We start from the raw sequence: 23,580 nt of genomic DNA, 5'->3' as shown, positions 1-23,580 counted from the left end.
CTTCCCTGATTTAGCTGTCTCCGTTAATCTCGATGAAACGATTGTCTTCGCGCTGGCTGATTTCCAATCCCAATTGATCTCTGGCAAAGGAAATCGGAACATAGCTTCGCTGGAAGACCAGCATCGGTGTGTGCCGCAGCTCTACAGTCTGCCCGTTTCGGTACATCTGTTTTTTGTTGATTTCGATGGCGATGAACGCGTTGTCCTTACTGAACAGAACGGTATTCCCCTGATCCATCCACATGACCGTCCAGCCAAATTGTTCGGCCAACGGACGAATCTGAACATAAACTTCATTCCCTCGTATAAAGGGAGGGGAATCATAATAGATCGTTTCGCGAGAGATGAGCGTTTCGACAACGAGCGGCTGCAGCTTGTAGGTTTCCAGGATGTCTTTGCCTGTCTCCTTGATATTCTGAAGCTCCGCTTCATCATATTTCTTTTTCTCCAGTAGCTTCACATCCACCCAGCCCGCGATGATCTGATCTTGAAGGTGCTCGATGACCGATTCCATCCCTGCTTTCACGATTGGATCGGTTTCGTTTATGTTGGATTCCTGCCAGGCAGCCAGCTCCGATTCAAGCAAATCCATCCACTCGAACGTCTGCAGCTTCATCCCTTCATCCTGGTTTTGGCGGAACGAATCCGTCAAGGCCGTCAGTTCAACCACCTCAGCTGTATCACCTGACAACTTCGCCTCATCAAGCGCGGACTGCAACTGATCGAGAATAAGGGCGACTTCATCCAGACTTTCCACGATCCCAGCAGAGTAGGGAGCCAGTTCCAGCCACTGCTCTGTCCATTGTTCAGCCATGTTCACGATCTCTGTGGACCCGATCTGCCCGTCTTCAATCTGCTGCTGAAGCTCATTTCCCATTTGCGTTGCCGTTGCTCGCAACTGCTGCTCGATTTGCGATGATGCTGGCTCGCTTTGTGTCTGCATGGATTGAAGCTCCGAGATTTGATCGGTCAATTGTGCGATTTTTTCCGTATCTTGTTCCTGTGTGGCTTGTTCCAGCTGCTGTTTCAGCTCTTCCTGCTGATCAGCCAGTTGTGCGTTCGCTTGCTCCTGCAAGCTCTCCCTGACAGCAGTCCGGTCCCCGATCAGGGCCAGTTCTTCCGCTGCGGCTGCTGAATCCGCTTCTTTTAGAGCTTCCATCAGACGAATGCTGGCTTTTACTTGCTCCACATCCGTCAATAGCGAGGTCGCAGCCAGCAGCTCGCTTTGCTCTACACTTGCTCCTGCCTCTGCATTTGCCTCAGCCTGCTCATCTTGTTTTTTCTCCAGGTTCAAGCGTTTGTCTTCCAGCTGGGCGATCACCACGCTGACCTGATCCGCAGTCAATGGCGTCGTCAGCTGATTCGTTGCATGGATTTGCACCTGCGCCGGATACTTTTGCACGGTCTGCTCTTTTTCGTGTGTAGGACTGCTCGTTTTCGAGATATCCTGCAGAGACAGCGCTTTGGAAATTTGGAACCATGCCCCATTTGCAAATTCAGAGCGGTAGTATACCGGGAATTGCGAATCAGGGTGCGTCGCCATGGCAGCCTTCACTGATTCGGAAGCAAGGGCATTGCGATGAATGAGATAGGTGCCGATTTTGACAAACCCGAGATCCTTCAGTTGCCCATTTTCTTGGCCTGCACCATTCGCCGGAATCAGCTTGGGTGCCGATGTTCGAGATTCGTCTATGACCAGGCTGCCTTTCTTCCCTGATCCGGTCAGTCGCCCGGAAGCGATCCACTTCTGCTGCTTGTACACATGGAAGCGAAGCTGGGACAAATCCTGAAAGACAACGGAGAGATGCTGAATCGGCTCGCCAACCTTGACACGCTTGTCGATGATTTGCAAACTGGCAGACGTCACGACGATATCCGTGATACCCAGCGAGGCATCCAGAGAAAGGCGAAGCTTACCCAACAAGCCTTCCGCACCTGACTCCAATTCCCATTTGCCAACCTCCCCTGAATCCGTAGAAGACGAACCGGCTAAGGAAGACAAACCATCTTCAATCCCATCGGTGGGCAGGATACCTGGCTGTCGCAACCCTTCCAGCGCCCCGGAGGTGTCGGTGTTCAGCTTGCCAATGGCTGACTGATAAGCCAGATAAGCAGAAATTCGCTGCTGCGTGGCTGTTTCCACAGCCTTCTTCTTCTCTTCAAGTTCGCCAGCGGTGATCAGACCATAATCGAATTTCAATTGCTGCTGTTTCTGCGTTTTTTCAGATTCTTTCTCCTGTTTAATCGCTTGTACGTATTCTTCCTCCGATTGCTTGGCGGCCAAATACGATTGCTTGATCTTCAGAATCAGTTGCTTGCGTGTTTCTTCTTCCTGCTGCCTCGCCTGTTTCCATTCCATCAGCACGGTTGGGAGCATATACTTCTGATCGTCGAAGTAACGCGTCCCGTCATATTCGCCCTGAAACAGGTTCAGTGGCAACGGCAGCACTCCGATAATCGGAAAAGGGATCAGAATCCATCCATCCCACTGATGATCCACCCGGTCCAGCATCAAGTCATGCTTGGCCAGGAACAAATCATCCGATTCTGCCTGGTTGCTTGCGAAGAGAGATTCAATCGGCTCCACACGACTATATTTGAATTTGGACGTATACAAGTCTCGAATCGTATCTCTTTTTAACTCCAGCAGCTTGCGGGTCTGCACCTTCTTGTCCATGGCCGGATCGGTTTGCAGGGCATGATCGATCCAGCGCCAGAGCTGATCCTGATTGAGATTGGCATAATCCATCTTCAGTTCAAATCGAAAGCCGCTCTCCAGATCCTTGCCCGTCTTTTGCGTAAGTGTCAATTTGCTCTCCTGGTAACGGAGTCTGGCGGTCTTGAGTGCGGAGGCATCTTCGTCCACCTTCGCTTGCTCCTCTTCGATCATCTTCGCATCGGCCAACCCGAATTTCGCTCTGGTCTTCATGTTTTCCAGTGCTTTCTGCTGCTGCTCCAACTGATCCTCCATTTGCTTGACAGACAGCATGGCCTGATAAACTTGTCCGTATGCGGTTTCGATCTCCGAAGCAAGCACCCGATTCAGTCTTTCCAGTTCGAGCTTTGCCTCTCGGAGCGCTTGCTCTGCCTCCGGTATTTTCATCGCAAGACGAACATCCTCGCTCAAGCTATGCGGTTTGGCAAACAAACCAGCATCCTTCCGTTTTTGATCGACAACAGCATGTCTCGCCTGTGTCAGCTCAATCTCCTTTTGTTTTACTTTCATTTTCTGTTCGGCAATCGAAGAGGAATAAGATTTGGCAGCCTCTATCGCGGCGGTTAAGGAGAACAATTTGTCCTCTGCAGCGGAGATCTGGATCAGAAATCCGGTATTCAGGGATGCAAACCCAAACAACATCAAGATTGATACGATCTTCCATTTCATCCATTTCCCCAACTTGTTCACATCCTTTATGGAAATCTATCTCTTTGTTACCTACACATTTACTAGAAGATAGTGTACGATATTCATATATACTAGAAAAACCGACAAAATTCGTGAGGTGATAATGAATGGGACAAGCCGTTTGTGGTGGAGCGATGCTGCAGTGTTCCTTTGGCGCAGCCCCAGGGACATTGATGGTCACACCCCAGAATCAAACGATGACATCGATGCCACTGGCCAACATCATGGACAACAAACCGATGATGAATATTATGCCGTTTGGCATGTGCAGTTCAATGGCCAATCCCCAGGTCGCGGCTGCGACTTCCGCAGCGTTGGGTGTTCTGACCCCTATGCCGTGCATTCCAGTCATCGCGGCTCCTTGGGCGCCAGGATCTCCAACCGTGCTGATTGCGAACATGCCCGCCCTGAACCAGAATTCCAAATGCACCTGCAACTGGGGAGGGATGATCTCGATTACCCAGCCGGGTCAGATGAACATTCAAGTTCCATAAACCGATAAGGAGTTCAGCCAGCCATGATTGAAAAAATTATTAACCCGATTATTAAGCCTTTGATCAAAAAGGCGAAGCGCCCTTTCATGATCGTGAAGAAGCTTCCCAAAACAGCCGTCAAATGGCTAAAGCAATTTATTAAGAAAACATTGAATCCGAAGGAAATGTCACTCAAGCAGTACATCCCGTTCGGACGCTACTACATATCCAAAAAGCTGCTGGTCATTATCTTGCTGATCGTGCTGATTCTCGTCTACTTCCTCTTTATCAAGCCCCCGTCCTTTATCAAGAAATGGATGGAGGGACCGACAGTCCTGTATGAACAGGAAGAGAAGACTCAGAGCTTTAGCGGCACCGCCAAGCTGTTCAGCGCTGAAGACCTGCTGATCTATGACGGACAATTCGATAGCGGTAAGTTTGCAGGTATCGGTAAATGGTACCGCGATAATGGCAAGCTGATGTATAGCGGTCAATTCGAGAACGGCCTGCCTCATGGAGAAGGCGAATGGTTTCGGGCCGATGGTTCGTTGCTCTACAAAGGACAGTTCGCTAACGGTGTCTATTCTGGTGAAGGCACCATGTTCAATGAAGATCAAACGCTGCGCTATGAAGGACAATTCCAGAATCAGCAATATGCCGGTCAAGGGGTCGAATACTACCCGAGCGGTGAGATCAAATACTCCGGTGCCTTCGATGTTGGCAAGTTCAACGGGGTCGGCAAACTGTTCGATGAAAATGGGACCCTCGTCTATGAAGGTGGATTCCTGAACGGCTTGCGCTCCGGCAGCGGCAAATCTTTTTATCCAAACGGGTTCGTGCAGTATGAAGGCATCTTCCTCGTTGATCTGTACAATGGCATGGGCACACTCTTTCAGGATACTGGCGTTACAGTCTATACAGGCGGATTTCTGAACGGCCAATATCATGGCAGCGGCAAGGAATACCTGGAAAGCGGAAGCCTGAAATATGACGGTCAGTTTAAAGAAGGCCGGTATGAAGGCTATGGACTACTCTATGATGAGAATGAAGTACCGATTTACCAAGGTTATTTCACCGCAGGCGTCGCCAATCCCGCATCCTTTATTGGCATGTCGGTTGCTTCCATCAAGGAAAAATTCGGCGAACCATCCGAAGTGACCGTCCGGGATGAAATCAGTGATCCTTCAGCAGAACTGACCTTGACGCTGTATTACGCAGATCTCGGGATGAACTTTGAAGTCGTCAATCAGGATGCCCCTGTTGTCGTATCCTTGCAACTGCGCAATCCAACGCTGATCAAGCAATTGCTGCAGACCGTCGTGCCTTCTTCGGAAGATGCGAATGCGGCTGAACGAATTCTCCGGATTGATGAACAAACGTATGCGAAAGTATATCCATTGGAAAACTTTACGTACTCCTTTACGTTCAGCGAACCGGATGAGCAGTTGCGGTCATTGCGAATCTTTCAGTGACCGATACGGAAACGGAAACCTCTAATTCTCAACAGGAATTAGAGGTTCTTTCTTTTGAGCTCATAACCAAACCATGCGTGTAAACGAGCTAGACCCTTATGACTGTGGCTTGTCCGGCTCCTGGCCGCTGGCTGCCTCCTGCTCCGCCTGTTCCATTTCCTGACGATTATTGTTCAAAGGGAACGGTTTGTCCGCGGCCTGTTTTCTCACTGCCCACCAACGAATTTGAAAATGGATCGGATCACTCATTTTGTGCAGCTTTACCCCGATGCGAAAAGTTCCCTTGTCCGGATACTGCAACGTCCCGATATCTATTTGTGACAATTCAGATTCGTACTCACTGCCCTTGAATACCGAGAGATCTCCTCCATACAGGCATCTGGCATGCTCGGGCTGGTGGGAGGCTTCCTTGATCTCCAGCTGGGTCATGATCAAAATTTCACTTCCCTGAAAGCCGTGTGTAATCTCGTCAGAGATGAGGCTTTTGGACGACTTGGAGAAGAAAGGAACCCCCGTCTTCGAATCCGGCTCATACTGAAAATCAATCGTCCCAGTTGCGACATCATCCTCCAGTTTTGGCGGCTTGGGAATGCCCAGATCGAATTCAAACTGCTGCAATTCCCTGCGATACTTCACTTCCATCTCGGGCTGATGATGGGCAGGCAGCATGTTTACAGACGCCTTGGTCAGAAAGGTGCCACTGCCACTTAGGCGATCTTTGCGTGAAAACTGGTACGCAATCGTCGGATTATAGACATACTGCTGAAAGGGAACCGGTTCAATCCCTTCGATTGTATAAGTGGCCCCCATCTGAATTAGATTGACTTTGGCGAGGTAAATATGCTGATCCTGGTTGGAAGCAATGACTTGATCAAACCGCTTTTCCTGCATATCCTTCATCATGCGGTCTACGATACTTCCCTGTATGATCTCAATCCGGTTTGCCGCTGGCGCTTCCATAAACAGCTCACGCTCGCCCAGATACAACTTGGCCTGATCCGGTAACATGGCGATACTGCCTTTTTCCCCTGCCTGATCGGCTGCCCTTAACCGCAGCTTCACTTCATACTCCGTCTCCTGTCCGACACCAGGCTCATCAAAATGCACTTTCGCCTGTGCGCCCTGCAATGGCTGAAAAAGCGGGGAATCCAGTTCATAGTCCAGTCTGATCTTTGGTGCTTGCAATGCTTTTTCGATGCGAACGGTTAATTCAAACACTTCCCCGGCATTGACATATCGAGGCGTAATCTGCAGCACGCGAATCATGCTGTCCTGGTACAGAACCTGATGATCTTCCATCATCCCGCGCATTGCAAAGGAAGACGGATCAGGCGCATCTTCCTGAATGTAGAGCTTGTAGCTCTCCATAATCCGGTTATACTCACTGATTTCCTCTTCACGGACAGAACTGTTCGCGACAGAATGAACCGGCTCTTTGCCTTTCTCATCATAGGCCAAACAGACATACACATTTTTCATATATTCATTGTTGGAGAATCCGTCGATCATAGACAGCTTCAAGGTCAAGGGAGAACTGACGACAATCTCCCTGCCCGCATGATCCAAGGCGACACCGGCTTCTACAGAGATGGACTTGTCATCAACCGCAATGACTTGAAGGCCTGTCACCACCCCAGTCCCGAACAGCAAGCGGTTCATCATTCTGCGTTTGTTGTTAAAGTAAGTTTGCTCAGACTCAAAATCACGTACCGTGAGTAATTTCCCGTAAAAGTAATGGTTGCGCTCGAACGGGTAAAATCTCGTTTTTTTCATTTTCTTCCCCTCTCTCCTCTTGGGTTCTCCACATTACTCCAGTTCGGAATCCAATCCCAAACGTGTATGTACATCCAGACGGTGATCCTGATTTCGATCAATGATGACGGTATGATGTGGCATGGCCGACTGCTGATTGAGTTGCAGCAATGACGGCTCTGATAAAAATGTATTCATGCCCAGATAGGTATGCATATCCAGGTGCATCCAGGGTTGCAGGATAATCAGTCTCGCTTCGGTATAAGCGGGTTTTTGCTGTTCAATGACCTGTTCGATCCAGTAGCGATGCTGTTCATCCCGGATGCTGTCCGGTTTAAGCAAGATGCAAAATGTATAAGGACCTGCACTGTACAAGGTGTGAAACAGCTGGCGCAGCTCCGCATTTTGCTGATATTTGATTTGGAAATATTCCACCAAAATCGGCTTGTCTCCCAGCAGAATCTCCAGCAGCTGTTCCAGACCTTCCCGTGTTCCGCGCTGTCTGTAAAGAATCGGTGCCTTGCGCAGCAGCTCCCGCAGCTTGCTTTCTTCCAGCTGTTCCATCCCCTTCAGACCGATCCAGCTGGACAGCCATTGAATGGATTCCCCTTGAACGGCTTCCAGATCAAAGAAAGCAGGGGTTTGTTGAATTCGCTCATCGAAATCGTCGAATAATGTGCCGAACATTGCCAGAAATCGATCCAGAAAGGCGTTCCCCTCTGACTGTGACTGATAGATCGCAGGCAGATACTGGGTATACAGTTGTCTCGGCTGATATAACCTCATCTTGTGCAGAATCGGCGTGGTACGTTCTGTACCGATCAGCTCCAGTTTGAACCACAGATATCTTCCCTTGGCATGGATTAGCAGAGCATCCTGGACATTCACCTTCGTCTCGATCCAGAGAGGTTTCAGCTTTTGAAGCTTTTCATCAAGCGGAATATTCGAATTACGGATATAGACATCCAGATCCTGATAGGAATCATCCAATAACAGATTGCGATGATCGCTTGTATAATAGGAGAATCGAATCTGTGCCTCATTTGGAATATGCGCGGCCTGTGTGACGCGGTGCCAGATCGTCTCTGCTTCCGTGGCGTCCACCGAACAAGAAAGAAAAATCCCCTCGAATACACCGGATGACCTGCGGGCAAGCATTCGACTCTGGCGTGTAAGCCGGATCAGACTGTGATGAGTCCGATTCCATACATACAGCCGTTCCTTCTGATCCATCATCAGTCTGGAGCAAGGCCCCCGATAGCCGGTAAGGGTCTGCTGAAACACACCCTCCTGGCTATATTGCTCAATCATGACCTCTTCGTCGGGCTGTTGGGCTGAATAACCCACATACAGTTGTCCTTGCTGATCGACAGCAAAACCGCCACCGGCCCCGGTACGCACACGGTTCAGTAGGGAAAAGGCCTGAAGAAGACTGCCGCTGTCCTTGTCATAGCTGCGTATCGCGCCGCTTTGCGGAATAGACAGGTAGAGACGATCCCGCCCAGCAGCCAGCTGAATCTGTTTATAACCGTGAATGATGGATTCCTTCATTTCAGCCGGGAGAAAATCTGTCACCTCAACGGCCTTGAGAATGGCGCCATTCCCATTTATTTTGAACAATACGCCAGACTCGGCCTTCCTCAGTGAGGCAAAGATCCACAATATCCCCGCCTCAAACGGGTCTGCATACAAAACCAGAGGTTGTACAGGCTCACCCTTCCACTCCGACACCATCCACAATGGCTGACCATTTGCCAGTGAATAGCTGACGATCCCGCTCACGGGGCCAGGCTTATCATTCTGCTTCAGCGGATCGGCCATCACCAGCTGCTCATGGGTAACCGCAAGGAGCGCTCGCGGTGAAAACAGCTCATGTCCGCTCGTATACATCCGTTCCAAATGATCATTGCGGTGATCATACTTCCAGAGATTCGCCTTTTCATCCAGCACATACAACATGCCTTCAGGTGAAACGGTCAGCTCTGCAATCTCGCTCATTTTGTCCAGTTTTTCAAGTGACAGCGAATCTTCCACTCGATAAGACTGCTGCTGCTGTAACCGAATCCCCTGCTCATGCATCCACAGGTTTTCAGACACTCCCTGGTTCCAGTCCATCCCTTTATTAAATGAAAAAAACGGGTTTGATTGTTGCACGGCTTCACCTCAATCCTTACTGCTCGTACACTTGCTTATGTATCTGCGCGACTGATCATGTCAATCTGATGAACACCTGAACAGACCAGGGCATAAGGAGGAATGCGAATGTCCCCGCCTTCCTCCTGCAACATCCCTCTCCCCTGTGCCTCCAGCCATATTTCTTGCACATAAGTGACGCCGGGAATGCTGTTGATGACACCAAAGATATCTCCCTTGTACACCGTCCGTCCGAATGCCCAGCCTTTTCCATCCTGCGCATCAGGCAGTGGAGTAAGCAGATGATAAAGCGCCTGCTCCACCTTCTCCTTTTGCTGCACGAGATGGGGCTCGGTGATGACGACCGCGTGCACCGTAATCTCGATATATGCTGGTGCAATCAGATGAATCTCGGTACCCAGCAGGCGATACGGCTCCAGGTATTTGCGAATGGTAGACAGAAAGCCCTGACTGGGGACCGGTTTTTTCTGGTGACTGTAAGGAACGACCACGATCGTCATTTCACCGGCTGCCTTGCGTCGCGGGTAATGCATCAGACCTTTGCGATATTGCGGAATCACATGCACCCTCGCCACCCGTACACCAGGGGCCTGTTTAATCAAGGCAGCCATATCTTCTGCGGTCACCATCCGTGTCGGTCGATTCAGATCTGCCAGTACACGCAGCTTGGCCTCTTTCATGGTCTCTGCTTCTCTTCCACCTACCGAGGGCACCGGATTGGTGACCTGGATCGCGGTACTCAGCGACTGATCAGGTGCAATCTCTGTAATGACATGCGGACTGAGATTGCCTGCTTCACCCGCGCATCGTCTGCACTGAACGACGCGAACCTCACAATGAACCTGTGGAATCAACCCCTGCTCATGGTTGCCGAACACGATCAGGTCCTGATCCGCATCATAGCGAACATGCCGATCAGACGGACCGGAATGATCAAAGTCATCCACCAGCTCCCAGTCCCACCAGATCCGCTTGCCGGCATCATCGTATGCGGAAGTTTGGATCATCAGCGACTGAGGCAGCACATGCTCGGTGATTTCAAATTGCTGTCCCGGCAGACCATTGCTGGTGCCCAGTCTCCGATCTTCTTCAAATTCCCTGGCATAGCAAATACAGCGAATACGCCGGCCAGCCGGAATCGCCACAGGCAATTGCTCGTGAGACAGGATCACCTGCATGGCCCCGGTCTGTTCGTCTCGCTGTGCTTCATATGCCTCCCATTCATAGAAACAGCCTTCCTCCAGCCCCAGCTGAACCTCAATCAGTCCTGAGAGAGAGAGCTCATGCATCAGTTCCAGTTGCTGTGTCCCTTCTCCAGTAGACGTGAATTCCAGCACGACACTGCGTGTATCCTGTTGTACAATCGGGATGGTATTGAAGGAAAATTGCTCTACTCTCGGACTTAGCTCATAACCTTCCTCTACGACCGTGCAGCAAAGCCAGTAGCGCATTTGATCAAACGCGGACAGCAGCGTACGCGGCTTCATGGGCGTTTCGATCTGAAAGTGAAGTCTGCCTGAGAAGGAGAGATGAGCGGTCTCATCGTTCACGATATGAAGTGGCATCCACTGCGCTTCCTCACTTTCTTCCACAAATCCGTAATACGTCCATTCAACCCGTGCGCTCGGAACGAAGGCTTCATCTTGTGCAGGCAAACGCAAAGGAATCGCATCCGGATCAGCCAACTGAATATAGATGGATTGCGCAACCTCTGTAAAAAACGGCTGATTCATCCCTAAAAAGAAACGGTTTCCGCTTTCTGCTTCCGCTCCGAATACGTCAAAGGACACTTTCGCAGACGAGTTCGCTGCCGAATAATCCTGGGTCTCATGTCCATGCTGAACGAGTACCTTCTCCATCTGATTGGCAATCAGCCAGTGGGTGTTCACCGTTTCAAACACTTGCTCATTGCCAATAAACTTGGTTCCCGCCATCAGCCGCCGAGGCTTCACTAATTCGGACAGATGCAATTCGGATACCGCCGCTTGTCGATCACCCAGCCTTGTACCCAGCAATTTTAGAAACTTCTTCTCGTGTGCGAGCGAGGTGCGATTGAGGTAATACTGCTGCATCTCTGTAAGCCATGCGAACAGTTCAATGAATGTAATACCCGGATCATGAGCATTTTCATCTGTCCAGGCCGGAAAATAGGACGGAATGGATTTCCTGGCCTTGCTTACGATGTCTGCATATCTTCGATCATCCAGATTCGGTATCGGCAGCATGTGCTCCACCTCCTTTTTCTCATCCCTCTTGTACGCGAACCATCACGGTATGCTTGCCCGAACGAATAACCCCGTGACGCGTCTGCTCCCATTGCTGATTGGATATTTCCACTCTCTGACCCTTCTCAACGCGATGCATGCTCATCTTGCACTGATGAACATAATTGACCGCGTGGATCTTCTTCAGCAAGGCATAAAACTGAGAAATATGTACGGTTTGTCCAATGTCCCAGCCTTCTCTTTGCTCATTGCCTGTAAACGGATCGAGATAGGCTTCCAGTCGTTCGACAGCCTCGACCTCTGCAGGAATACTCTCGTCCATATCATGGATGACGATTTCTGCTTGCACAGAGATTTCGATCCAGGCAGCTTCCATAATCTCAAGCTGATCAGAAAACGCGATCATCGCCGAAGCTTTATCCAGCAGGAAAGTCCTGACCTGCTTTTTCAAACCGGACAAATACGCCGGATTATCCAGTCCTGATTCAGGCAACAGTACAACGGCAAGCGATGCGCCGCTTCCACTTGTTTTTCCGGGCCAGGCAGACAGACACGTCACCTTGGCAATAGCCGGATAGGCTTCCCGTATCAACCATTCAAAATCCTCTGTCGTAACCGCTCGCCCTCTATGCTTGAGCTTCTGCGGACCTCGCTGCAACGCGTCCGGCAGTGTTTCCACATCCGTTCCACCCGCTGCAGGCTCCATATTAGTAACCGATTCAATAAACGCGATCGATTGCTGAAGCTGCTGAATCGCATGCCTCGGTACATTGCCGTACTTCCCCTGTACAACCCGATAGTTCACCCGCACTGCATCTGAACCGAGTACTGGCAGGGCCTTGCCTGTCGTCCCGTCTCCGAACCTCAGCTGTCCAGCCGCCCGGTCGAGCTCATAATAACGGTCTTGTCCCTTCGCATGCAGCAAATTCTCGGTATGTTCCCATTTGATCCAAACCCGTTGGAGAATACCTGCACTATCCTTGACCCATTCGATCTGATCAGGGTAATGCCTGGCAAACTCTTCCCATTCTTCCTCGGTTCTTTGACCGGTTTCATCCACCCACACTTGCTCATTCATGATCGGTTTGCGGTTTAATTGGAATACATGTCCCGCTGCGTCCGGTAATGGGTCTGGAAACTCATCCAGAACCGTCTCCTGCTGGGTCGCATTCACAGTATTCATATAGATGGCAGCGAGTCTTGGACGGGAAAAATCCTCCCGTTCCAGTTTCTCATCCCGATTCATGACGCGAATCCAGTAGCCCTCCTGTCCGAACCGTTTCCGCTTTACGAAATCCGGTGGAGCGGAAAACTGGACCGTTCCGTTTTCGTAAAGCCCGTCGGTTTCATCTCTCGTCTTCAGGAGCACCCATTGCGCACCCGCACCCTGTCTGCTTAAATACTGCCATTCCATATATGGAGGCTGTTCGCTCATCCGATTTGAAGAGGTCATGGAGAAGTACATACTGACAGGTCCCCCGACAGGTGGTTCGTCAAATCGCATATAGAGTGCGGGCACCTGATTCTCCACTGGGAAAAAAGGGCGGGTTGCCGTCCGACTGTACAAGAGTGACCCCGTCAGATTTTGCCACTCTCCATTATTTTTGGCGTGGCACGCTTCCAGAGGCTGCATGTCCGAATACGAATAGGACAGCTGGAAATGACTCAGCCACGGAGACAGGTAAATGCCATCCGTTTCATACAAATTTTCAATCGAAATCACTCTGCCTCTAATCCAGTAATTCAGATGGGAATTGACATAGGTCTCTTCCATATCAGTAGGGATGTTGAAATGGAGCTCGCCCTTGATTTCTTCCTCGGACAGATCATGAAACAGTTGCTCCTGCTCTTCCGATACATCCAGACGGACCCAGCCCTGACCGTTCCAATATTCCCAATAGACAAGTTCAATGGAAATTCGGGGCTTTTCCTTTTCGGCGAAATCCGATCGTTTCATGACCATCTTCCACTTGATATCCGGTGGCTTGTCCTTCATCAACTGATTGCGAATGGCTTTCATATTGAAGGCGATGGAGACCTGTCCATCCTTCTTGCTGAAAACCTCCTGACTGGCCAGATAAAAGAGCCCATATGGTGCAAAGAAGGGACTGAACGGATAGCATCCGTCTGCATTTTCCTCAATGTCATTCTGAAAGAGCAAATCCGGACCAATCGCCAGCCCTTCCTGAGGCAGATTGCGGGATTGCAATTGCAGTCCGTCCATTTCCAGCTGACCATCCGATAGAAACTGATAAGCAGTATCAAATCGCTTCACTTTAGCCCGTATCCAGAACAACTCATCGCTATCGTTATAGACACTGTCCCTGACCAAGGGCTTTTTAATCTGTTTGGTCAACCGAACATGATGGTCCTGCGCCGTGACCTCATCAAATGGCACCCACTCTTGTTCACTGCTGAGATAGGACCACTCCATGTGATCAGCATGACTGAGTTTCTCGGCAATTTGGGGAAGATCATAGGTACGTTGCTCATTTAGCAATCTGATTTCAATCACAGCTGGATGCACGATATTTAGTACACTTTCATGTCCGATGAAGAGACTGTGCTCCTGCATCTGCTCCGCATCATGATCGCCAAACAGCTCTATCGGCGCCATTTGACTCGATTCGATTTGACCATTTGAGGATGTAAAGATGTCCGTTGGCAAACTGCGAATGGAATCCTGTTTATAACTGACTTCGAGCAATTGTTGAATTTTCGCATTCGTCACATGCAAGGCTTTTTCCGTTTCGAACATGACGGATTCTTCCAGACCGGGTACTGCCGCGCCCACCTGCGTTCCTTTTGGAATATGAACCGGCTGTCTCGTGCCTTCGTTCAGCTTGAAGGTCAAGTGAGCTTGAGCAGGTCTGGCGGAGAGCAGCGAAGTGTTCAGCAGATTTAAAAAAGAAACGAATTGCTTGTGCGGAAGCTTGTTCAGTCGATGGATATTCTCCTCGAGCATATCCGCCACCATCCACGCAAGCGCCGTGCCCGGATCGGGATCGTCCGGCGAAAATCTCCATTCAGGAGTGTAATGCGGCGCCATTTCCTTCACCATTTGAATCACTTGTTGCCTCGTTCGTGGATCTATGATCGGAGTCCGCATTGGCTGTACCTCCCTTCCGGTTGACATTCAAGATTAACTGGCTCCTTCAAATAAATAAAACGGAAAGACCTGATTATATAAATTGTTCGTATTCCGAACCGTGTACTGTATATGAATGTGCAGCTTGCCAGGAATCGACGCATCGGCTTCGGCCCGTACGTCCACCTCGTCCACGCGCGGCTCCCAGTTTCGGATTGCTTTCAGAATATTCGATTCCAGCATTTTCAGCGTTGTATCATCGGTCATCTCGAAGTTGAAGTCACGCAGATCGCAGCCGAAATTCCCTCTCATCATGCGTTCCCCTTGCGAGGTTTGCAAAATAATCCGAATCGCTTCCGCTACATCATCCTCATGCTCAGACATCAGGATTCGACCGGTTGCGGGATCGACTTCGACGGGAAATTTCCATCCTTTTCCCAAAAATTCCTTGGCCACGCTTCTCGCCCTCCCTGCTCACTATCCCTTACTTACTATCTCTTACTTACTATCCCTTACTTACTATCCCTTACTTACTATACGAGATGAACTGCTCCCTAATGATGATCTGGGATAAACTGTTCCTTACTCTCTGTCCCCTACTCTCTATCCCCTGCTACTGCCCAGCACTAGTTGATCTTCACCATGCTGCCTTTTACCGCCAGCATGCCGTTTGATTGAATATTGAGAGACGCTCCTGCCTTGATGTTCATGGAGCCGGTTGCTTCAATATCGAGCTGGACGGATTTCATCTTCAGAGACTTCACACTTTCAATGGAGACATCTCCTTTTCCATTGACCGTCACCTTGTTGCTGCCGCATTCAATGGAAACCTGTTGCACGGAGCCCCCTTCGACGGTGACTTTGTTTTTATTGTTCTTGTCTGCCATCAAAATGGTATCCTTGGCATCGTCCCATTCGATCAGAGTGCCGCTCTTTGTTTGAATCGTGACCTTTTCTTCCCCGTCTGTATCATCAAAAATCAGCTCATGACCTGATCTGGATTTGATTTTTCGCAAATTGTTCTTGTCATCGGCTTTAGGTGATCCTTCTTTTTTGTTCCACAGCATACCCAGTACGTATGGCTTGCGTATCTCACCCAGGTGAAAAGCGACCAGCACCTCATCGCCGACTTCTGGGATGAACAGACTTCCTTTGTCCTTGCCCACCATCATGGTGGCAATGCGCACCCAATCCGTTTCATTTTCTCCTTCACGCAGAGGCAGTTTCAGTTTCACTCTTGCCAGCTTTTCCGGGTCCTTGTTGTTCGTGACAATCCCCACCATCACGCCAGGGATTATCGGAGACATGGTTTCTTGACCGTTCAGAGATTCCATCATATGGCATTTCCTCCTAGCTGAAATTGTGAAACATATCCATCCTCATCAACCTGATGCACGACTTCCTTCAAATAATACAGCGTGTTGTATTTCTTCCCGATTCCTTCCAGCTCGATGTAGCGACCTGCTCTCAGCTCAGGAATGCCTACGCACTCGCCGGAGCCGCTGATCAGTTCCATCGCCCTTCGATTCATTGCCGCTTCTGCAATGGCTTTGGCCTCCTTCTGAGAGCCTGCATTCGTATACATATAGTCCTTGTTTTTACTGGAAATTTTCTTCATGATATCGACACCGGTCTGAGAGTTTGATCCGAGCTTGGTGACGGAATTGACCTTTACTTCAATCCGTTCCGTTTTTTCCTCGTCATACCCGATGACGACCACTTCGGCAATTTGATCAGACAGATTGGCATCGATGGACAGTTCATACAGCGCCATCCCCATCTTCAACGTGGTCACGGGGGTTTTGTCTGTCAGCGCTTTTCGAAAATATAGCGTTTTGCCGACCACGAAGAAATCATAATGATTCAAATGGGCAAGCGACGTAATAAAATGAAAATCATTGGCTGCATTCTGTACAATCAATTCCTTTAGTTCCGCTGTGGCATCAATATCGGTTTTCAAGCCATAATTGCCGGCAATTTCCTTGACGACATCACTATGCTTTTTTTTCGCCCAAGACTTGGTATGCACGCCTTTCATCATGAGAAATGACTTGTCCATCCCGCTGACAATCAGCAGAGGGGTTTCCCCTTTTGGAAAATCCGCATATACCGATGTGATCATACCAACAAATACGGTCTCCAGCTTGTCTGTATAGCCCAGCTTGATCTCCACTTCTTTGCCGAGTGCGATTTCTTTTCCGATAAATTCAAAATCAGATTTTTCGTAATCGTAGCAATCGGAAATGACGAAGGAAAAGGAGTCTGCCTTGGGTTGCACGGTCGTTTCAATGCGGATAGATTTCAATACCATATGCTCTTGCTTGACCATATCCTTGCCACTGATCACGACGGCGACCGCAGGTGCAGCAAAATCCCGATATTTTTTCTCCAAATTAGAGAATGATGTTTGATTCGTCGTCAGTTTCAAATCTCCCAAGCTCTATCACTCCAGCCTTGGTACCGTCAGCTCGGTACCTGGTTTCACACTGCGCGGGTTGTCAATCTGGTTCGCTTCCGCAATCTCGCGCCATTTGCCCGGATCATCATATTCATCATCCGCAATCATCCATAGTTCTTCCCCCTGATGAAGGGTTCGCCGCTTCGTTCGGTCAGCAGACTGGCGAGGTGTATCCTTTAACTGTTCCTCCACAGAAGCGCTTTGCTTGAACTTCACCTTCAGGGTGGCTCGCACAGGAATGCCGGAATCGAGAAACATGGTAAAGCTCTGATTCACCGACATCATGACCCCTTGAAAATCGAGAGAGCCCCATACAAACCGGCACAATGGTGGTGTATGCAGATCTTTTTCCACATTCATCAGAGACGTGATCTTTTTTGTATATTTCCTGACGTCAGTTCGCTTTTCATAGGTGTCAAAAAACAACTCCACATCCAGCGTTTCCGCACCGCCGCTGCTGAATTGCGCGATGGGTACGGATATGCCGGGCGAAGATTGAAACGTATACGTATTTTGCAGGTCCACCGTATACTGATTCGGATTGAACATCACTTCAATCTTGTCTGTTTTATTCTTTTTGGTGCCTCGCTGGACATAGATCATTGCTTTTTTTAATGGCATGGTCTAAAATCCCCTTCTTTGTTGATCAAAACGCATCCGTTTACCAAGCGTGCGATACACTTCATCTGCCAGTTTACGGATATTGAACTGATCCATCTTTTCGCTCATTTGCACCACTTTCTCAAGCCGGTCATCGACCTCCTTGAATCGCTGGTTGATCTGTTTCGTATCGATCGTGGCAGCTGTCGGCTTTGGCTTCGACGCATGCTCCATCGGTGCCTTTCTGTGAAGTGTGGATGGAGAAACCGTTGCTGCCTCTTTGCGAGTTGCCGGATCCGCCGTTTTCTGCAAAATGGTCAGGCTGGGGTTTGCACGGGTTTGCTGTTCTGACCTTGCATGCAAGGACGTAGCATTCACCTGCACATGGGTCGTATCCATGGAAGAAGAGTCATTTCCCGCTTGGCGCAAACGCATACCGTCTTGACCAAAAAGCTGTGTGCGATGCAGAATCTCCTCATGCAAGTGAATCACTGGATTTGCAAGCTGTTGCAGCTGCGAGGGAGACCGTCCGATGGGTCTCGTCTCATGCAGATTCCACATCAGCTGAGCAGTCCCCTTACCCTGAGCATCCCGCCTATTCAGATCGCCAATGGCAGATCCCGCTGCCCGTAGGGGATGCAACCTGGACTCCGCAACCTGTCTCCAGGACATGTCGGACATTCCTGTGTGCGTCTGAAAGACCCTGCTGAAAGAGATCACATTTCCACTTTCACTTTTTCGTTCATTCTGGCTTTCTCTTTCTCTCTTTCTGTCACTTTCTCTTATACTTGCATGTTTACTTTGCCACTCATTGATTCGCAAAGGCCAACGTTGATCTTGCTGCTGTATCCGTTGCACGACAGTGCGGTTGTGAAGGTTCGGTGAAAGGATATCCGCTCTACGAAGCTGGTCTTGTCGATTCCAATCGGGATGCCACAGATTTCTCTGAACCATGGGGTTCCAAAGTTGCACCTGATTTAGATGACGGGTTGCTCCTTCGTGTGCCTGTCGTGAACGATTGTTAATATTCGAATGAGACTGAGATGCCGATTGAGCATGCAGACTATCGTTCTGCTTCAAGAACCGATTTGAAATCCGGTTTATCTCATTTATCTCATTGATCGAAACCCTAGTTAATGCATCGGCAGCCATCCTCTTATCATGACCGAGATCATGCAGATCTCTATGAGGGGCATGAAGCAGCGGCAGAAACCGCAGACGATTGAGCAACCGGTTGGGCATGTATTTCGGTATGTATACGTGTTGCGCAGTACGCATTTCTGGTTGAAGCTTTCTATGTGCGTTTTCAACTCGATGCCTCATACTCGTATCAGCATGATCGGACACCTGTCTCTGGAAAGTCAGGTTTTCTTGCCCGTTTGCCAACGGAGGCTCATCAATCTGAGCGTTCGCATGCAGTCTGTTGGTTTGATTCACAACACGGAAAGTCATCGGCTGCCAGGGTTGCAAAGTCGGGAATGATGTCCAGGTAGGCAAAGATTGCAACGGCATAGATTGTGAAGCTCCCGATATGAATGGCAAGGCTCCCCAAAAGGCACTGGTCTGTGAAACTGGCGAAACTAACCCCAATGACCGCGACATTATGCTGCCTGTTGATATATTCCGTTCCGGTTCCGGTAACGCCTCTGGCCATCCGAGATCATCCCATCCCGCTTGTAGCCGCTTTATCAGGGAGAACGTCTCTTCCTTCCAGCGTGTCAGTCGTGCAGGGTTGAATACTTGTTGTAATAAAGCTGATCGAGACATGTTATGAACTTGTATTGTACGATTTCCTGCTAGCTCTCTTGTTGCCACAGCTCCATTGACGATCGGTCGAACACTTGATAATGATGGTCCCCTATGTTGTCGATTATGTTGTTGATCACGCTGTTCATCGTGTTGTCGATGTAAAGAATGAAGCAAATGAAAACTGGCATATGTAAGCAAGCGAGAGACAGCTTGGGTGACCGCCGGAAATGCATCAGATGAGAAATCCCGTGTCCCTGAAGTCGTCATCTCAATTTCAAAAGTAGACTTCCACATCCTTGCAGACGGCTTGGGCATTCGGAATGCATGGGTGTTTCTTCGCTCCAGCACAAACTGTGTGGTCTGGTCACTTTGTCCCATGCCTGACCAAATGGATGTTTGTTCCTGGGTCCCTCTATCCGTTCCGGTTTGCTGGTGCAAAGCAACCGGGATCGGTCGCGGATGATCGAGCACAGTCTGACTGAACTTCCTGCGTCCTGTCGTCGCACTTGCAGACGTGTTCGATTCCATTAACAGCTGGAGAAAAGGCATCGAATCCGCTTGGCTCCATTGCAGCACATCCATCACAGATGGAGAACGGGACAGACGCGTATTCAAATCAATCGAGGTCTCATTTTCCGCGACATGACCGCGCAATATCTGCTTTATCACGTTCATGGATCGCATGATCCCTGGATCGTTCATTCGATTTACCGATTGGCTTCGTACCAATGAGAAAAAGAACTCAAGGGGCCGACTGATTTGACGTTGACGCCAAAGATTCCCATGTTCCCAGCGATCTCTGTTCATTCTGAAATGTTCATTTTGTCTGAAAACGCGGATAGGCTTATCGTCTCTGTAAATGTTGTTTTCCCGATCTATCCATCTAATCTGATCATTACTTTGATCCCTACCATTCACGTGATCCCCATGATCCCCTCGATCCCAGTGATCCAAGCTAATCCATTGATCCCAGCGGCTTCTGCCATTCCCGTCATCCCTATGATCCCAGACATTCCATTGATCCCAGTGACTTCTGTGATTGCTGTTATTTCGGTGATTACTGTTATCCCAGTGATTGCTGTTATCCCGATGATTGCGGTTATTCTCTTGTACGGTCTGAAGCCATTCTGTGCGAAGATCCCAAAGATCCCTCTGGTTGCTAACCGTAATGCGCTTCATCCGTTCACGGTCGATGCTGAACGATTCATTTTCATTCAAAATCTGATTGATGAATCGATCGTTCACATGCTGTGAACTCCTGATGTTCCTGATAGCGGACAATTCTCGGAACCATGTGGTTGACAGATAGTCTGGCGGCCTTCTCCATCGCATTTGCAGCATTTGGAGCGTGTTGAAGGCGGACTTCACAGACAGGACTGAATCCGCATCCGGCCTCACTGCTTGCAGGATCGTCTCAGCCCAATCCCTGGTTTCTAAAACCTTCGATTCGGAAGCAATGGTTTGTACAGAATGTATGCGCGGGTCACGCAACGGATGGACGGTGACTGGATCCATGGGCCTATGACCGCTCTTCTCTTCCTGTCCCCTTTCCTCCATCGTATGGCGCTGTAGCGAACGCGCGGTATTGAATAGAAGAGAGGATGAGAGAAAGCGAGCAAATACGCGCTGAAACCCGACCGGATGCACGTTGTGCGTAAAGGTATGCGTGTTCAGTCCCTTACGGATACCCGCATGCTCCCTCTCTAGTGAGCTTTCCGATACCGTTAAGTGAGAGAAGGTTTCTTGCAGCTTATTCCCATTCTGCATCCACCCCGCTAACTGTGACCTGTCTGAGGACGGGTGATGAACGGGCAATGAGTGCTCTGCCAGAGGATCAGTGCCGCGATGGGCAGTCGTATTCTCGACATGTACAAAATGTCTGTGTTTTTCAAATAGGAGCGATTCTAGAGCTGGATGAATCTGGCTTGCGCGCGGTTTGCGTCCTTCAGGCAAGCGTAACCCTTTACGGAGAGATGAAAAGGGACGGTTCGGGAAAACGATTCCCGGAAGGACCGCTCCGTTGTGAAGCGATGCATAAATCACGGAGTTCATTCGTCCCTCTTGCTGTTTGTTCTTCGTGGGGTCTGACTTTGGAAAGACGGGGTTTAACAGGGTATGCCTGGACCATAACCGGGAATGCTGAATCATGCTCTGCAAAGCCTGATTCCGGGGCGTAGCCTTTCCTGCATCCTGATTTCGTTTCCATTCAAGCCTGAGCTGAAACATAAAGGTTGAAGCCTGCAGCCAATGTTGACCTTCTGAGTAGGGGGTTCGCGCCAAATAATCCATGGCGGCCCGTTCTCGCGGCGGCTGGATTTGAAATCCGTATTTTTCATAGATCTCATTTGAAAATTGAGCATGGATGTCCGTCGAGCCAAGCGCAGGCAGTGGTTGCACAGGCTCTGAATCGAGCACATTGCGGTTCAGGGACGAAGCCAGAGAACGTATGAATTTGTGTATGAACATATAGGCTCCCTCTTTTCATCCCAGGTATTTGCGACTACAGGATGGTCTTCAGTCCATTGTGTACAAGTTCCAGTGTTTCGATGGATACATCACTACTCGTGGCATTCAGGGAAGGGCCTGTCCACTTGGACGGATACGCCTCGTAAAAGTTCCATCTGCATTTTTCCTTGCCGGATACATCTTCCATAATAATGGAACCGCTTTTACGCTTGAATTTCCCGTTTACGACTTCTTCATACCAATCCCACAATTCACTGCAATCGGTCATGCCTCTCTTTAACACGAGGTGCGGATATTTCGTCCTTTTCGGAATTCGATGGGAGTAGCTGTTGACTCCGCCTTCCTCATAGGTCTCATATTCCGTTTCACTCTCCAGGCCTGACACTTCTGAGAAGCTGCCAACCAACAGGCCGTCGATTTCTACCCAAAACCGATAGGTTGTAAAATAAGTATGATTCCAGTCACTCATTCGTCGCCTCACCTCTTGCTAAACACATCAAACGGATTTTCTTTCTTGTCATCGTTTTGAATGCGGTTGATTCTGGAAATCTCTTCGCACCATTTGCGCCGTTCGCGATGTTCCATGTTCATGATTTCATCGTGGGACCAGTGAAAATAATAGGCGATGAATCCTGCTTCCTCATAAATCCGTTCAGCAGGATATCCTACAATGCCCCCTCCATCTTTTCTAAAAAATCATTTTCTGCCTCGAACTGATTTTCACATTTCGGACATCGTACGGTCATGGTCGTTTTTTCGAGATCATTGATCTGGCGATAAAAATTTTGCAGGAAAGTCAGATCAGCTGTGAACAGACGCTCCATCACCTTCGTATCGATGGCTCTCAGATCGCCCAGCTTGGTAATGACGCGAGACAGTAAAATGATGGACAGATAACCCGGGTTTTGCTGAACTCTCTGGTCACGCATCGGCAATATTTCATCTGCGGCCGTAGCCAGTCTCATCACGCCATGTCGATGCAGGTTGCCATTCTCGTCTACAAATCCTCTAGGCAGTTCAAATTCATATTCCGTTTTAAATGCCATGCTATTCCCTCCTGTTATGGTTACGCGAGTTTGATACGGGAGGAGACAAGGGTGAGTCCTGCAGCCAGCTTTCACTGTCTGACAAGCTCACCATTATCCAACCGTTCATCCTGAATACTTCATTTACTTCAATGTTCCATCTTTACTCATCATTCTTCATACTTTCCACATGCTCCACCTGCGTCGCAAACGCCATGCCAGCTTTTCCAAGACGAGGCGAAGATGTGGTGAGCCATTGAATTATGAGCTTCTCAGCATACCTTCATGTGCAATTTCAAGCAGTTCAATCCCGACATCGGAAGAAGTCGCATTGAAGTCAGGCGCGGTATATTTCATCGGCCACGCTTCCATTATTTGCCACGTAGCAGCGTCGCTGCCTTCCTCATCAATCGCGATAATCGTCACCGTCTTGCGCTCAATCGTTCCATCCATCGCATCCTGCAGCCATTCGAACAGCTCCATGGAATCGGTCACGCCCCATTTGAGGGTGATATTGCCATATTTGGTCAGCCCGGGCAGCTTGCGTGGGGTCGTAATGTCATCGCCTTCACGGTACTCAATGACATCGATATTGGCATCAAAACCGGATACCTCACTAAAGCCGGCTTGCTGAATGCCGTCAATCTCAACTCTGAATCGAAAATTTCTATACGGATCTCTGCGTTCTCCTGTCATCGATGTTCTCCTTTCC

At 49.4% G+C, this 23,580-nt stretch carries 16 protein-coding genes; 2 read left to right on the top strand and 14 right to left on the bottom strand.

What is annotated here, in order from left to right:
• Window positions 1-10 precede the first annotated feature (10 nt).
• Entirely contained in the window at window positions 11-3,397 is a 3,387-nt protein-coding gene (locus tag ACFSUC_RS16640; RefSeq protein ID WP_379930761.1) for a stalk domain-containing protein, read from the bottom strand.
• 116 nt (window positions 3,398-3,513) lie between these two features.
• On the opposite strand from ACFSUC_RS16640, the gene ACFSUC_RS16635 reads away from it, so the two are divergent.
• Entirely contained in the window at window positions 3,514-3,900 is a 387-nt protein-coding gene (locus ACFSUC_RS16635) for a DUF4280 domain-containing protein (RefSeq protein WP_379930760.1), read from the top strand.
• Between the two features lie 23 nt (window positions 3,901-3,923).
• The gene (locus ACFSUC_RS16630) at window positions 3,924-5,351 is read left to right on the top strand and encodes an MORN repeat-containing protein (RefSeq protein WP_379930759.1); all 1,428 of its coding nucleotides are present in this window, start codon (window positions 3,924-3,926) and stop codon (window positions 5,349-5,351) included.
• 96 nt (window positions 5,352-5,447) lie between these two features.
• Here ACFSUC_RS16630 and ACFSUC_RS16625 read toward each other — a convergent pair whose 3' ends face one another.
• The 13 genes from ACFSUC_RS16625 to ACFSUC_RS16565 form a co-directional block, all read right to left on the bottom strand.
• Entirely contained in the window at window positions 5,448-7,124 is a 1,677-nt protein-coding gene (locus ACFSUC_RS16625) for a hypothetical protein (protein ID WP_379930758.1), read from the bottom strand.
• 33 nt (window positions 7,125-7,157) lie between these two features.
• Window positions 7,158-9,257: a phage tail protein gene (locus tag ACFSUC_RS16620; protein ID WP_379930757.1), complete on the bottom strand. Its 2,100-nt coding sequence runs from the start codon at window positions 9,255-9,257 to the stop codon at window positions 7,158-7,160.
• A 35-nt stretch (window positions 9,258-9,292) separates the two neighbouring features.
• Window positions 9,293-11,482, bottom strand: coding sequence for a putative baseplate assembly protein (locus tag ACFSUC_RS16615; protein ID WP_379930756.1), 2,190 nt, complete (start codon window positions 11,480-11,482; stop codon window positions 9,293-9,295).
• 19 nt (window positions 11,483-11,501) lie between these two features.
• The gene (locus ACFSUC_RS16610) at window positions 11,502-14,591 is read right to left on the bottom strand and encodes a baseplate J/gp47 family protein (RefSeq protein ID WP_379930755.1); all 3,090 of its coding nucleotides are present in this window, start codon (window positions 14,589-14,591) and stop codon (window positions 11,502-11,504) included.
• 33 nt (window positions 14,592-14,624) lie between these two features.
• Window positions 14,625-15,026, bottom strand: coding sequence for a GPW/gp25 family protein (locus tag ACFSUC_RS16605; RefSeq protein ID WP_379930754.1), 402 nt, complete (start codon window positions 15,024-15,026; stop codon window positions 14,625-14,627).
• Between the two features lie 170 nt (window positions 15,027-15,196).
• Complete coding sequence (locus ACFSUC_RS16600; RefSeq protein WP_379930753.1) at window positions 15,197-15,907, bottom strand: phage baseplate assembly protein V; 711 nt, start codon at window positions 15,905-15,907, stop codon at window positions 15,197-15,199.
• The gene (locus ACFSUC_RS16595) at window positions 15,904-17,007 is read right to left on the bottom strand and encodes a phage late control D family protein (protein WP_379930751.1); all 1,104 of its coding nucleotides are present in this window, start codon (window positions 17,005-17,007) and stop codon (window positions 15,904-15,906) included. Before ACFSUC_RS16595 ends, ACFSUC_RS16600 begins: the two co-directional genes overlap by 4 nt.
• A gap of 6 nt (window positions 17,008-17,013) precedes the next feature.
• Entirely contained in the window at window positions 17,014-17,649 is a 636-nt protein-coding gene (locus ACFSUC_RS16590; protein ID WP_379930750.1) for a CIS tube protein, read from the bottom strand.
• Between the two features lie 3 nt (window positions 17,650-17,652).
• Window positions 17,653-21,843: a hypothetical protein gene (locus tag ACFSUC_RS16585; RefSeq protein WP_379930749.1), complete on the bottom strand. Its 4,191-nt coding sequence runs from the start codon at window positions 21,841-21,843 to the stop codon at window positions 17,653-17,655.
• A gap of 34 nt (window positions 21,844-21,877) precedes the next feature.
• On the bottom strand, window positions 21,878-22,312 hold the full coding sequence (locus ACFSUC_RS16580) for a phage tail protein (protein ID WP_379930748.1): 435 nt from the start codon (window positions 22,310-22,312) through the stop codon (window positions 21,878-21,880).
• Window positions 22,313-22,320: 8 nt separating this feature from the next.
• Window positions 22,321-22,515 (bottom strand): DUF6760 family protein, encoded by a 195-nt coding sequence (locus ACFSUC_RS16575; protein WP_379930989.1) that lies wholly within the window; start codon window positions 22,513-22,515, stop codon window positions 22,321-22,323.
• Window positions 22,509-22,889, bottom strand: coding sequence for a phage tail assembly protein (locus ACFSUC_RS16570; protein ID WP_379930747.1), 381 nt, complete (start codon window positions 22,887-22,889; stop codon window positions 22,509-22,511). Before ACFSUC_RS16570 ends, ACFSUC_RS16575 begins: the two co-directional genes overlap by 7 nt.
• A gap of 240 nt (window positions 22,890-23,129) precedes the next feature.
• Window positions 23,130-23,564, bottom strand: a complete 435-nt coding sequence (locus ACFSUC_RS16565) for a phage tail protein (RefSeq protein WP_379930746.1) — start codon at window positions 23,562-23,564, stop codon at window positions 23,130-23,132.
• Window positions 23,565-23,580 lie beyond the last annotated feature (16 nt).

It is taken from the genome of Marinicrinis sediminis, assembly GCF_042685085.1.
Classification (GTDB): Bacteria; Bacillota; Bacilli; order Paenibacillales; family KCTC-33676; genus Marinicrinis; species Marinicrinis sediminis.
This window is presented reverse-complemented; position numbering and strand designations above follow the sequence as displayed.

Excerpts from the sequence above, each read along its gene's own strand:
- ACFSUC_RS16610 (WP_379930755.1), bottom strand. The coding sequence starts at position 14,591 with ATGCGGACTCCGATCATAGATCCACGAACGAGGCAACAAGTGATTCAA.
- ACFSUC_RS16635 (WP_379930760.1), top strand. The coding sequence starts at position 3,514 with ATGGGACAAGCCGTTTGTGGTGGAGCGATGCTGCAGTGTTCCTTTGGC.
- ACFSUC_RS16590 (WP_379930750.1), bottom strand. The coding sequence starts at position 17,649 with ATGCCATTAAAAAAAGCAATGATCTATGTCCAGCGAGGCACCAAAAAG.
- ACFSUC_RS16615 (WP_379930756.1), bottom strand. The coding sequence starts at position 11,482 with ATGCTGCCGATACCGAATCTGGATGATCGAAGATATGCAGACATCGTA.
- ACFSUC_RS16585 (WP_379930749.1), bottom strand. The coding sequence starts at position 21,843 with ATGTTCATACACAAATTCATACGTTCTCTGGCTTCGTCCCTGAACCGC.
- ACFSUC_RS16580 (WP_379930748.1), bottom strand. The coding sequence starts at position 22,312 with ATGAGTGACTGGAATCATACTTATTTTACAACCTATCGGTTTTGGGTA.
- ACFSUC_RS16630 (WP_379930759.1), top strand. The coding sequence starts at position 3,924 with ATGATTGAAAAAATTATTAACCCGATTATTAAGCCTTTGATCAAAAAG.
- ACFSUC_RS16565 (WP_379930746.1), bottom strand. The coding sequence starts at position 23,564 with ATGACAGGAGAACGCAGAGATCCGTATAGAAATTTTCGATTCAGAGTT.
- ACFSUC_RS16625 (WP_379930758.1), bottom strand. The coding sequence starts at position 7,124 with ATGAAAAAAACGAGATTTTACCCGTTCGAGCGCAACCATTACTTTTAC.
- ACFSUC_RS16600 (WP_379930753.1), bottom strand. The coding sequence starts at position 15,907 with ATGATGGAATCTCTGAACGGTCAAGAAACCATGTCTCCGATAATCCCT.
- ACFSUC_RS16570 (WP_379930747.1), bottom strand. The coding sequence starts at position 22,889 with ATGGCATTTAAAACGGAATATGAATTTGAACTGCCTAGAGGATTTGTA.